The sequence below is a fragment of the Pseudoalteromonas sp. S3260 genome (genome assembly GCF_005886925.1).
In the GTDB taxonomy this organism is placed as follows: domain Bacteria; phylum Pseudomonadota; class Gammaproteobacteria; order Enterobacterales; family Alteromonadaceae; genus Pseudoalteromonas; species Pseudoalteromonas tetraodonis.
The window spans coordinates 20,809-33,959 of record NZ_PNCV01000066.1; the positions used below are offsets into that span (position 1 = coordinate 20,809).

General features: G+C 41.1%; 10 protein-coding genes. 1 reads left to right on the plus strand and 9 read right to left on the minus strand.

The window, feature by feature from the left end:
* Positions 1–30 precede the first annotated feature (30 nt).
* Genes mazG through rlmD form a run of 3 tightly spaced genes read right to left on the minus strand, consistent with a single transcriptional unit; the run spans position 31 to position 4,323 of the window.
* Complete coding sequence (gene mazG / locus CWC14_RS11685; RefSeq protein WP_138563058.1) at positions 31–852, minus strand: nucleoside triphosphate pyrophosphohydrolase; 822 nt, start codon at positions 850–852, stop codon at positions 31–33.
* Positions 833–2,989 (minus strand): GTP diphosphokinase, encoded by a 2,157-nt coding sequence (relA, locus tag CWC14_RS11690; protein ID WP_076920647.1) that lies wholly within the window; start codon positions 2,987–2,989, stop codon positions 833–835. Before relA ends, mazG begins: the two co-directional genes overlap by 20 nt.
* An 8-nt stretch (positions 2,990–2,997) precedes the next feature.
* Positions 2,998–4,323 (minus strand): 23S rRNA (uracil(1939)-C(5))-methyltransferase RlmD, encoded by a 1,326-nt coding sequence (gene rlmD / locus CWC14_RS11695; RefSeq protein WP_138563060.1) that lies wholly within the window; start codon positions 4,321–4,323, stop codon positions 2,998–3,000.
* Positions 4,324–4,434: 111 nt separating this feature from the next.
* Here rlmD and barA point away from each other — a divergent pair, with 111 nt between their 5' ends.
* Positions 4,435–7,209 carry a two-component sensor histidine kinase BarA gene (gene barA / locus CWC14_RS11700; protein ID WP_171036847.1) on the plus strand — a complete coding sequence of 925 codons (2,775 nt, stop codon included), beginning with the start codon at positions 4,435–4,437 and terminating at the stop codon, positions 7,207–7,209.
* Between the two features lie 29 nt (positions 7,210–7,238).
* Here the strand turns inward: barA and pdxJ are convergent, their stop codons facing one another.
* From pdxJ to lepA, 6 genes are read right to left on the minus strand one after another with little or no spacing between them, the layout of a single operon-like run.
* Positions 7,239–7,970, minus strand: a complete 732-nt coding sequence (gene pdxJ / locus CWC14_RS11705; protein WP_010387803.1) for a pyridoxine 5'-phosphate synthase — start codon at positions 7,968–7,970, stop codon at positions 7,239–7,241.
* A 21-nt stretch (positions 7,971–7,991) separates the two neighbouring features.
* Positions 7,992–8,684 carry a DNA repair protein RecO gene (gene recO, locus CWC14_RS11710; RefSeq protein ID WP_138563064.1) on the minus strand — a complete coding sequence of 231 codons (693 nt, stop codon included), beginning with the start codon at positions 8,682–8,684 and terminating at the stop codon, positions 7,992–7,994.
* A gap of 22 nt (positions 8,685–8,706) precedes the next feature.
* Positions 8,707–9,639 carry a GTPase Era gene (gene era / locus CWC14_RS11715; RefSeq protein ID WP_013465632.1) on the minus strand — a complete coding sequence of 311 codons (933 nt, stop codon included), beginning with the start codon at positions 9,637–9,639 and terminating at the stop codon, positions 8,707–8,709.
* Positions 9,629–10,306, minus strand: a complete 678-nt coding sequence (gene rnc / locus CWC14_RS11720; RefSeq protein ID WP_008466504.1) for a ribonuclease III — start codon at positions 10,304–10,306, stop codon at positions 9,629–9,631. The genes era and rnc overlap by 11 nt, the downstream gene beginning before the upstream one ends.
* 2 nt (positions 10,307–10,308) lie before the next feature.
* Positions 10,309–11,244 carry a signal peptidase I gene (lepB, locus tag CWC14_RS11725; protein ID WP_010387798.1) on the minus strand — a complete coding sequence of 312 codons (936 nt, stop codon included), beginning with the start codon at positions 11,242–11,244 and terminating at the stop codon, positions 10,309–10,311.
* An 18-nt stretch (positions 11,245–11,262) separates the two neighbouring features.
* Entirely contained in the window at positions 11,263–13,050 is a 1,788-nt protein-coding gene (gene lepA / locus CWC14_RS11730; protein WP_138563066.1) for a translation elongation factor 4, read from the minus strand.
* Positions 13,051–13,151: the final 101 nt, after the last annotated feature.

Sequence of the window (13,151 nt, forward strand, 5' to 3'; positions counted from 1 at the left end):
ACAAAAAACAGACATTTTTTATGTCCCTATTTATTTAATTTTTTTTATCGCATCCCATGCTGCATCTATTTCCTCTAAAGACGCAGACTCAATACATTTACCCTGTGCAATTAAGTAGTTTTGCACCTTTTCAAATCGTGCAGAAAACTTATCGTTTGCACTGCGAAGCAGTTGTTCGGGGTCGCGTTTAACATGGCGCGCTACATTAACAGTAGCAAACAGCAAATCACCTAGCTCTTCTGCTGTATGATCTGAGTATGGGTCATGAGCTAAGGCTTCTTTCACTTCTTCAACCTCTTCACTCACTTTATCAATAGCTCCATGATAAGTAGGCCAATCAAACCCTAATGCAGCGACCCGTTGCTGAATTTTTTTGGCTTTTATTAAGCTAGGTAAACTGTTTGGTATATCTTGCCAAAGTACTGAGCTTTGACCTTGGAGTTTAGCCGCGCGCTCTTGTGCTTTTATTGCTTGCCACTGCGCAGCTAATTCGGCATCGGTTTTAGGTGTGTCTTGCGCTGAAAATACATGCGGATGACGACGCACCAACTTTTCATTTAACTGTGCCACTACATCGTTAAAATTAAATAATTGCTGCTCTTGTGCTAGTTGCGCATAAAACACAATTTGAAATAGTAAGTCGCCTAACTCATTTTTTAAATCGCTTAAATTATTCGTTTCAATACAATCAGCTACTTCGTAAGCTTCTTCAAGCGTGTGTGGCACGATTGACGCAAACGTTTGCTTGAGATCCCAAGGGCATCCGCCCTCAGGGTTTCTCAGTGTTTGCATTATTTCCAGCAGTTGGCTTAAAGCCTCATTATTAGCCTGATTACTGCCCTCGTTTTGCACTGTGCACCCCTTCTATCTGGTGTAACTTAGAAAGCACTTTATTTGTGCCTTGTAAGTCATGCACTTCTATTTGCATCACAAAAATAGCCGTTTGAGTGCTATCAACCGTGTTGACATTCATATTGAGCACATTGACTTTTTCATTCGCCAAAGCAGAACTAATATCACGAATTAAACCAGACCGATCGCTGGCTTCAATACGAATAGTTAACGCGTAGGAGCTGCTAATATCATCTGACCAACTTACTGAAATAACGCGCTCTGGGTGCTTGTTTTTTAAATTACTAAACGAGTCACAATCCTCACGATGCACGGCAATGCCACGGCCTTGGGTAATATACCCAATAATTTCATCCCCAGGTACAGGGCGGCAACAGCGAGCAACATGACTCATTAAACTGCCTACTCCATCAACCACAATACCGTTTTTATCGCCAGTCACTTTACTGGGCGATTTAAAGCGAATAACCGGCTCGTGCTCCGTTCTATCGGTAATAAAGTTAAGCATTTGGTTAAGGCGAATATCGCCTGCACCAATGGCGACCATTAAGTCATCAAGCTCTCTAAAGTTAAAGCGCTTTATCGCTGGGTCTAAATCTTTGTAAGTTAACTCTAACTTTTGTAATTCGTTATCAAGGATTTCTTTACCCGCACTTAAATTTTTATCGCGGTCGAGCTGTTTAAACCAATGGTGGATTTTGGCTCTAGCGCGAGACGATTTTATATAACCCAGCGACGGATTTAGCCAATCACGGCTTGGATTTGGCTGCTTTTGGGTCAGTATTTCAACCTGATCGCCGGTACTTAATTGATGAGTAAACGGCACTATTTTGCCAAATATTTTTGCACCAATACACCGATGCCCTACATTGGAGTGAATGTAGTAAGCAAAATCAAGAGGCGTTGCCCCTAGCGGTAAGTCAAAAATATCTCCACGTGGAGTAAACACATAGACGCGGTCTTCAACCACTTGGTTTTTAAGCTCTTGCGCTAAATCGCTGCCATCAACCACTTCTTCTTGCCATTGCAGTAACTTACGCAACCAGCTAATTTTTTGCTCATAGCCTGAACCACGCCCTGGTAACGCACCTTCTTTGTACATCCAATGTGCGGCAACACCCAGCTCTGCATCTTGATGCATGTCGTGCGTTCGTATCTGAATCTCAACAGTTTTACCTTCGGGGCCAAATACTACGGTATGAATAGACTGGTAGCCGTTTTGTTTTGGGGTTGCAACGTAATCGTCAAATTCTTTATTTAAATGGCGCCAATTAGTGTGCACAATACCTAGGGCACCGTAGCAGTCTTGCAGGCGCTCAACCACAATTCGCATCGCGCGTATGTCAAACAGCTGATCAAACTCGTAGTTCTTTTTCGCCATTTTTTTATAAATGCTGTAGATATGTTTTGGCCTGCCGTATACCTCGGCTTTAATACCCGCTTCATGTAGGCGCTGTTTTACTTGCTCAACCATATCAGCCATATACGCTTCACGGGCAAGGCGCTTATCATCAAGTTGTTTAGCTATATTTTTATAAATATCTGGGTGTAAATAGCGAAAGGCTAAATCCTCTAGCTCCCACTTTAATTGGCCAATACCAAGGCGATTAGCAAGCGGTGCAAATATATCCGCAGTCTCTTTGGCTGCAATAACTCGTTCTTCTTCAGCCGCGTCTTTTACGTTGCGTAAATGGCACACCTGTTCGGCTAATTTAATCACCACGGCACGCACATCTTCCACCATAGCAAGCAACATACGGCGAATATTATCGACCTGCACGGTACCATTGCCTTGATGAGCTAACGTACTTATGGTGGCCATTTGCGACACACCCGTTAATAACACCGCAACATGATTGCCTAAATGCTCTTCGACAGCGTCAATACTCACTACATCATTTAAATAATAAGGGGTTAAATAGGCGGTGGCTAACGAGTCAGCATCTAAATTTAGCTCAACCAAAATCTCCACCATCTCTATGGCGGTATTTTCGCGTTCGCTGTTATCACAAGTTTGGCAAAGTTGCTGCGCTTTATTGAGTAAGCTAATTTTTTCCTGAGACAAATCAAGAGATTCTACGCGTGAAAAAAAATCACCTGCTTTGTCATGTTGATGAGATTGACGTGTCGCTACCATAATGCGCTTTACCTCCGTTGAAATAACGCCATAGTTTCGATATGCCCTGTATGAGGGAACATATTCATTAGCCCTATTTTATTAAGTTCAAAGCCGGCTTGCGAAATAATAGCGCTGTCACGGGCTAAAGTAACAGGGTCGCAAGAGACATATAAAATCGCTTTAAACTGCGTTAATGGAAGCTGCTCTAAAACTGCCATAGCACCAGTGCGAGAGGGGTCGAGTACTAAAATATCTAACTCTTTATTAAACCACGGCGCTTTTTTAATACTCGTGGTTAAATCAAAGCAATGAAATTGGGTATTTGTAATAGAGTTAGTGTGCGCATTTTGCGTCGCTAATGCAACCGCCGAAGTAACGCCTTCAATTCCTGTTACTGTTTTAGCCTGCTTTGCTAACACTAGAGAGAAATTACCAATACCACAAAATAAATCCAGTACATTTTCATCACCTTGTAATGCTAACCAACTCGCCGCTTGAATTAACATTGCCTGATTTACACTCGCATTGACCTGAATAAAGTTATTTAGTCCAAATTCAAATTTTATATCTAACTGATCAAGCTTATAAAATGGCATCGCTAAATGGGCATGATCAATGGTATCGCTATCACTTTGCCACACTAATTGCCAATGATGCGCCGAGACACTTTGCTCAACAAACGCTTTATCTGTGGGCGAAATGGCTTTTGTATGACGAATAACAATAAAGTGTTGTTCATCTGCAGCGCATAACTGCAAATGACTTATACTGTGCAGCGCCTTATTATGATTAATTATGTTATCAAATACGTTAAATACCTCTGCAAATACGTCACTTAATACTGGGCACTGATTAATGCTAACAATACTTTTAGAGCCACGTGCTCTATAGCCTACCCGCATTTTTTTTGCTGCTTTGTCGAACATTACGGCAATGCGGGCACTACGTCGGTAATGCGTTGCTTGGCTTAGCAGTGGAGCTTGCCAGTTCAAATCAGTTAATTTTGCAAACTTGGCAAATAATTGATTTACTGCTGCTTGCTTTTCAACGACTTGTTGTGTGGCATCTAAATGCTGCAACTGACAACCACCACATTGGCTGTAGTGTTCACAAATGGGTGTGGTGCGATATTCACTGGCTTTGAGTATTTTAAGCGTGTCAGCTTGGCTGTAACGTGCTTTATCATCAATTAACTTGGCTTTTACTCGCTCACCAGGTAATGCCCCACTGACAAAACACACTTTATTATTGTACTTAGCAATACCACGTCCGTGGTGATCCATTGCCGTTATATCAAGTTCAAGTGATTGCTGTTGAAGTGGTTTTTTCTTTGCTTTAAATATTTGTGCCATTAGGCATTACCTTAAAAGGTTGATGAATCACGTCTCTACCTAGATACTTTGAGAATAACTATGAGTATGTATATACTCACATTCAATAAAAATGATAATAATGCTCAGATTATGACCAAACTAGGCTTGCGCGATTCTGTTTTAACACTCACCCTGATCCCCACAGTGATCATCGGGCTATTACTAGGTGGTTATTTTACAATAAATCGTTACATTGAGCTTGATGAAATTTTATATCAACAAGGCACAACGATTGCTGAACCTCTGGCTATTGCACTTGAACAACCTTTACTGGAAAAAAATAAAAAACTGCTTAATCGCATAATTCGCTATACACACAACAAACACTCTCCTTCGATTAAATCGATTGCCATCTTTAATGATAACAACCAACTTATTATAACCAGTAATTATCATCGCTCATTCGACACTTTAATTGAGCAAACGCAATTAAATGGCTTTAAAGCCACCTATGTTCAGCAAAGTGAAGACTTAGTAACCTTTTTCACCCCTATCATTAACCATACAACCCCCAATAGCGACTGGAATACTTCTGAGTTCCAAACCTTGTTGGGCACCGTTGTTATTCAGCTTAACCGCGATAAAGCTGTTATTGGCCAACAACGTGCATTATTGGTCAGCGGTATTATTATTATTCTCGCCTTAGTATTAGCCGCTATTTTAGCGCTAAGACTTAGTCGGATGTTTATGACCCCGCTTAATAAGTTAGTACTTGCTACCGACAGGTTGATTGAAGGTAAAAGACAAACCGGATTAACTGAACCCATGAATGGCGAGTTTGAGTTATTACGTGAGGGGCTCAATACCATCTCGCATTCTATGGTGATGCAAAAAGATGAAATGCAAAAAAATATTGATCAGGCAACCAGCGATTACCGCGAAACGCTTGAACAATACGAAACACAAAATATCCAGCTCACCATGGCTAAAAAAGAAGCGCAAGATGCTAACCGTGTTAAATCTGACTTCTTAGCTAAAATGAGTCATGAGTTACGCACCCCACTTAACGGGGTTATTGGATTTACCCGTCAGCTTTATAAAACGCCTCTGAATAAAAACCAAAAAGATTACCTTGATACCATAGAGCTTTCGGCTAACAGCTTAATGACTATTATTAGTGACATATTAGATTTCTCCAAGTTAGAAGCAGGAGCCATGGAGCTTGAGTCTATTCAGTTTCAACTGCGCGATAGCGTAAACGAAGTTATGACCTTACTGGCACCTAGCGCACACGACAAACAACTTGAGCTTTCTATTTATATTAATCCTCAGGTGCCTGATCACTTAACTGGTGACCCCACACGGTTTAAACAAGTGCTGATTAACTTGTTAAGTAACGCAATTAAATTTACTGAAAAAGGCGCGATAAAAGTTGATATTAGCCATCGTTTGCTTGATGAAGAGCGCACCTCTGTCTTAGTGTCAGTCGCAGATACTGGGGTGGGTATTCCAGCAGATAAACAAGACGCGCTATTCACCGCCTTTGGTCAAGCCGACTCCAGTATTACCCGCAAATTTGGCGGTACCGGCTTAGGGCTTATTATTACTAAACATATCGTTGAAGCAATGAGCGGCCGTATTACCTTAAATTCAGCCCCTAATAGCGGAACTTGTTTTACCTTTAATGGTGTATTTAGATTACCAAATCATGTATTTATCAACGATTTGCCTACCCAGTCATTAATTGGTAAACGTGTTCTTTATTTAGAGCCGCATAAGCATACCCATCATGCTGTTGCCTCATTATTACAAGAGTGGAAAGTCAGTGTCACTCCTTGCTATAACGAAACCGAATTTTTAGAGTGCATAAAAAATTCAGAGATCAATTTTGATATTTGTCTTATTGGTCACATGGCATCAGTTGACGATATGCAGCGTTTAAAAAGCTATGTAAAAGCGGTTAGAGAATCAACCGATTATTTATATTTAATGCTCAATACCGTATCGCACAACATGCGCGAAGCCTTTATAGGCAGTGGTGCAGATGCCTGTTTAAGTAAACCGCTCAACCATCGTAAATTATGTGAGTTATTAGCCGCACCATATCGACTTGATCACCCGGCACATAACATAGACCAGCATGAACAAACCCTGCTGCCGCTAAAGGTGTTAGTGGTGGATGATAATGACGCTAATTTAAAATTAATTTACACCCTACTCAACGAGCAAGTTGAATTAATTGATACCGCACATAATGGGTCACAAGCGTATAGTTTAAGCAAAAGCCATAAATATGATGTGATTTTTATGGATATTCAAATGCCTATAATGGATGGTATTACAGCCTGTAAACTCATTAAAGAGTCATCTTTGAATGAAGATACCCCTATTATTGCCGTGACGGCGCATGCACTTAATAGTGAAAAAGAACAGTTATTAAAAGATGGTTTTGAAGGTTATTTAACTAAGCCTATCGATGAAGATATGCTAAACCAGATTATTTGCGATCATAGCCCGCAATTACCAGTGAGCCGAGATAAGTCAAAAGGCACTTTAGCACATGCCCCAGCCCCCTTTGAAAGTACGCGCCTTGACTGGGCGCTAGCATTGCAACGTGCAGGCGGTAAAGCAGAATTAGCCAATGAAATGCTTAATATGTTACTACTAAGTGTGCCCGAAACCCTGAACTTATTAAACCAAGCAATAAGTAACGAAGATTGCCAACAAGTACTGAGCGTTATCCATAAATTTCATGGCGCATGCTGCTATACAGGTGTACCAAAATTAAAAACATTGGCTGAAACGATCGAAACATCACTTAAAAATGAATGTACGCTTGAGAATATTGAGCCCGAGTTATTTGAGTTGCAAGACGAGCTTGAAAACTTACTTGTTGATGCCAACATTGATATCACTAATAAATAAGCTCGTCTTTAATATCGTTAATTATAACTCTACGCGCGAGCTTCAAGCATTAAGCGTTTCATATCACGAACCGCTTTATCTAAACCGTCAATGGCTGCGCGGGCAATAATAGCGTGGCCAATGTTTAGCTCATAAATCTCTGGCATCGCCGCAATTGGTTTTACATTGTGATAATGCAGACCATGGCCAGCATTAACAATTAAACCAATACTGGCTGCATATTTCACCCCTTGGCGAATGTGCTCAAGCTCTTTGGCAGTGTCTTCATCGTTGGTGGCATCTGCGTAAGCCCCAGTGTGAATTTCAACATAAGGTGCACCACACGCTTTTGCAGCGTCTAACTGCGCTTTATCGGCATCTATAAACAGTGACACTTTAATACCGGCTTGCGTTAAAGTTTTAGTCGCTGCGGCGATTTTATCAATATTACCCGCTACATCTAAGCCGCCTTCGGTAGTAAGCTCTTCACGTTTTTCAGGTACTAAGCAAACATATTCAGGTTTAACCTCAAGTGCAATCGCAATCATTTCATCGGTTACTGCGGTTTCAAGGTTCATACGTGTTTGAATGGTTTTAGCCATCACATACACATCGCGGTCTTGAATGTGTCTGCGGTCTTCGCGTAAATGAATCGTAATGCCATCAGCACCGGCATGCTCTGCAACACTGGCTGCATGGGCTGGATCTGGGTAAGAAGTACCTCGAGCTTGGCGAAGCGTTGCAATATGATCTACATTCACGCCTAGAAGAATATCTTTCATGTTTGTACCTGTGAAATTTGTTTATTGAGAGCTAATAAATAACTCACGACTTTTTAATGGCTTATTGCCCAATAATGGCTTTAATAAATAACGACTTAATTGCTTTGCCATATATAACACATCCGCTTGGCTAAAGTCATGATTTGCTATGGCATTAAGTTGTGAACCGGTAAATCCAGAACGCGTGTCATGTTGCACCGAAAACCCTACTTCTGCAAAGTAGCTATACGTTTGCGTGTCATCAATTGGCTCACCATCCGCATCAAAACTAAAATCAACCCCATAACCTAGTAGCTCTAGCAATTGAAACTCATAAGAGCGAAGCACTGCTTGCATGTCAGTCCCGCTATTAAGGTTTTCTAGGTGAGTTTTATAAAGTTGAAAAACCTGATCAATGGGTTCATTAATCGGCACAATTCGGTTGGTTAATTCATTTAAATAAAAGCCACAGTAAAGCTTATCACCGGTTAAAAATAACGGATTACCATGAAGCTCAAACTTATTGATGTACTTTAAATCGTATTTGCCATTGTAATGGACGAGTAAGGCTTGAAATGGTTGGAGTTGGGCTTTGTATTTAGTGGCCTGGCGGCCACTAACTCGTGCGAGCATTCTAAGCTGGCCAACACCTTCTACTAGCATATCGAGCATTACTTGCGAGTCGCTATATGGACGCCGATGTAATAAATAAGCTTTATAGAAATCGCTGTCCATAAATTATGCTGCGTATAAAATGTTAATCTTCACCGTAACCTAAGCTTCTTAAGGCACGCTCATCGTCAGCCCAGCCCGATTTAACTTTAACCCACAGCTCTAAAAACACTTTATTTTCAAGCATTTCTTCTAAGTCTTTACGCGCTTCACGGCCGATTACTTTTAGCTTTTCGCCTTTGTTACCAATTACCATGCGCTTTTGCGTTTCACGCTCAACTAGTATCAGGCCATTAATATGCCAAATACCGTTTTCTTGCCATTTAAACTGCTCTATTTCCACAGTCACTGAATACGGTAACTCTTCACCCATAAAGCGCATTAGCTTTTCACGGATAACTTCAGCCGCCATAAAGCGCATTGAGCGGTCAGTTACGTAGTCATCAGGAAAGTAAAATTCGCACGGTGGTAAGCGCTTAGTCACTTCTTCTTTGATCAGGTTAATGTTTTTACCTTGAGTCGCAGATACGGGCATAATACCGACAAAATCAAACTTATCGCCTAAAAACTTCATATGTGGAAGTACAAGGTCGCGATCTTTCACTTGGTCAATTTTGTTAATAACTAACAATACCGGCTTGCCACTTTGGCTTACTTTGTTAAGTACCATGTCGTCATCGGCATTCCAATGAGTGCCTTCAACCACAAAAATGATCAGCTCAACATCACCAATTGAGCTAGACGCTGCACGGTTCATTAAACGGTTAATAGCACGCTTTTCTTCAACGTGCAGGCCTGGGGTATCGACGTACACCGCTTGGTGCTTACCCTCAGTATGAATACCCATAATACGGTGGCGCGTAGTTTGTGGCTTACGTGAGGTAATACTGACTTTTTGTTCAATAATTTCATTAAGCAGTGTTGATTTACCCACATTAGGACGGCCAACAATCGCAACCATGCCACAAAATGTGTCTATTTCGCCTTCATGAGGCTGTATTAAGGTATCAAGATTCATTTTTAAGTATCTTCAATGCTTTTTCGGCCGCTTTTTGTTCGGCTTTACGCCGTGAGCTGCCAACAGAAATAATGCTATCCATTCCATCAACGATACATTCAACCGTGAATGTTTGATTGTGTGCCTGACCTTTAGTATCAACTACGGTGTAGCCTGGTAATGATAGCTTACGAGCTTGCAAATACTCTTGCAGCAGGGTCTTAGGATCTTTTTGGTTAAGCCCTGGTGAAATAGCATCTAAACGTGATTCATACCACGCTAAAATAAGCTCGCCGCAGCGATCTATGTCTGAATCTAAAAATACAGCGCCAATAATAGCTTCAACTGCATCCGCTAGGGTTGACTCGCGTCTAAAACCACCACTTTTTAGCTCGCCAGGACCTAAGCGTAGGTAATCACCAAGCTCAAATTCAAGGCCAAATTCAGCTAAAGTCTGGCCGCGAACTAAAGTCGAACGCATGCGGCTTAAATCGCCTTCGCGTGCTTTAGGAAATTTAGCGTACAGTGCATTGGCAATGACAAAGCTCAAAATTGAGTCGCCCAAAAATTCGAGTCGCTCGTTATGTTGACCTTTGTGGCTGCGATGCGTCATTGCTTGCTCAAGTAACCCTTGATCAGCAAATGTGTAGCCAATTCTTTTGTATAACTCTGTTACATTTTTTTTCATTGTTACTGAATATTACCTAGGCGTTCAAAACGAACACCAGTTGGAACCCATCCTGGTAAAATGTCATCTGGGCCATTATCAAATTCAAAACTCATCCATATAAAGACAGCTTTACCCACCAAGTTTTCTTTTGGTACAAAGCCCCAAAAGCGACTATCTTGGCTGTTATCGCGATTATCACCCATCATAAAGTAATGATCAGCTGGAACCACCCATTCATCCGCAGGTGTGCCCAATTGCTGGTAGTAACGCCCTTTACGTTCAGGCGATTTTGGGTTGATTAAAATATCATGGCTAGAGGTCGTTAAATCTTCATTTAAACGCGCTAAAGCCATTGGGCCTTGCATAAATTCATCATCATTAATTAATTTAAAATCAATTTTATTGAATTCGTTGCAAAGAAGCGCGCCTTTTTGAACTTCGCCTTCTTCACATTTTGGTTGAATATATAAACGCTTGTCGCGATAAACAATTTTATCGCCAGGTAAGCCTATAGCGCGTTTAATATAATCAACTCTCTCATCTAATGGGTATTTAAAAACAACAATATCGCCACGCTCTGGTTCGCTCACATCCACTAACTGGCTGCGCCATACAGGGTCTTTAATTCCATAAGAATACTTTTGCACTAAAATAAAATCGCCTACTAATAAGGTGGGCATCATTGAACCCGATGGGATCTGAAACGGCTCAAAAATAAACGATCTAAAAATAGTGATAGCAGCAATCATCGGAAAAATCGACTTTGCTGTTTCAGTAATGACTGGCTCAGGCGCAATCAATGCTGCAGTTTCTTCATCAAGTTGGCCACCGGCAGAAGTTTGTGCAATTGCCAAACGCTCTTGCCTTTTAGGGGCAAACATTAAGTGATCTATTAACCATATTAAGCCTGAGCCTAAGGTTAATAACACCAATAAAACTGAAAAGTAGCCAGCCATTTATTATCCCTTTATTTTTTATTTACCAACTTTTAAAATGGCTAAGAACGCTTCTTGAGGCACTTCAACGTTACCAAGTTGCTTCATTCGCTTTTTACCATCTTTTTGTTTTTGAAGTAATTTTTTCTTACGGCTCACGTCACCACCGTAACATTTAGCGATTACGTTTTTACGTAGTTGCTTAACAGTTGTTCGAGCGATTACATGTTGTCCAATCGCAGCCTGAATCGCAATATCAAACATTTGACGTGGTATAAGCTCTTTTAACGCATCAGCAAGCTGTCGACCACGTGATTGTGCGCTGTCGCGGTGAACAATGATAGCCAATGCATCCACACGCTCGCCATTGATAAGTATATCTACACGTACCATGTCTGAGGTTTGGAAGTGCTTAAAGTTATAATCAAGCGAGGCAAAACCACGGCTTGTTGATTTTAGCTTATCAAAGAAGTCCATTACCACTTCGGCCATTGGCAGTTCATACGTTACTGCAACTTGCTTACCATGGTAGCTCATTTTAGTTTGCATACCGCGCTTATCAACACATAAAGTGATTACGCTACCTAAGTACTCTTGCGGTACTAAAATGTTAGCCTCTACTACTGGCTCACGTATTTCTAAAATATCGTTTACGGCTGGTAAGTCAGATGGATTATCAATTTGTGTAGTGCCCTCTTTAGTTACCACCTCGTAAATAACCGTTGGTGCTGTAGTGATTAAGTCAATGTTGTATTCACGCTCTAAACGCTCTTGAATAATTTCCATGTGTAACATGCCCAAGAATCCACAACGGAAACCAAACCCTAACGCAGTTGAATTTTCTGGTTCAAAGAATAACGACGCATCGTTTAAGCTTAGTTTGTTAAGTGCATCGCGGAACGACTCGTAATCATCTGACGCAATTGGGAACATACCCGCATAAACTTGTGGTTTAATTTTTTGAAAACCAGGTAAGCGCTCAGGTGCCGCATTTTTTTGATGAGTAATAGTATCGCCCACCGGTGCACCGTGTATTTCTTTAATACCGGCAATAACAAACCCTACTTCACCTGTACGTAAAATACCGGTATTAGTTTGTTTAGGTGTGAAAATACCTACATGATCTGCAGTATGAATATGCTCATTCGACATAATTTTAATTTTGTCGCCCGCGCGAAGTTCACCATGCTTAATACGCACTAGCGATACAACGCCTTGGTACGGGTCAAACCAAGAATCGATAATTAGCGCTTGTAATGGCTCGTCTTTATCACCAACTGGTGGCGGTACATCTTTAACGATCATTTCAAGTACTTCGGCAATACCCACACCTGTTTTAGCACTACATTGCACGGCATCAAGGGCATCAATACCAATGATGTCTTCAATTTCTTCGGCTACACGTAATGGGTCAGCTTGTGGTAAATCAATTTTATTTAGAACCGGTATAACTTCTAAGTCCATTTCGATGGCGGTATAACAGTTAGCCAATGTTTGTGCTTCAACACCTTGGCCAGCATCAACAACCAATAATGCACCTTCACACGCGGCTAATGAACGTGATACTTCATAAGTAAAGTCAACGTGACCTGGAGTGTCGATAAAGTTGAGCTGGTAGGTTTCACCATCGTTTGCTTTGTAGTTTAACGTTACACTTTGCGCCTTGATGGTAATGCCACGCTCACGTTCAATATCCATTGAATCCAGAACCTGCTTCTGCATTTCACGGTCGGTTAAACCACCACAAACTTGGATCAAACGGTCAGAAAGGGTCGATTTACCATGGTCAATGTGGGCGATGATCGAAAAATTACGGATATGCTTCATAAACTGGATTCTAAACTTCTATTTTAAAGGACTAAGGTCGCATGCCTAAATAACTTGAAAATACTTGCTGTGCATTTTCAAGTTACTGTGGCATAAAAACG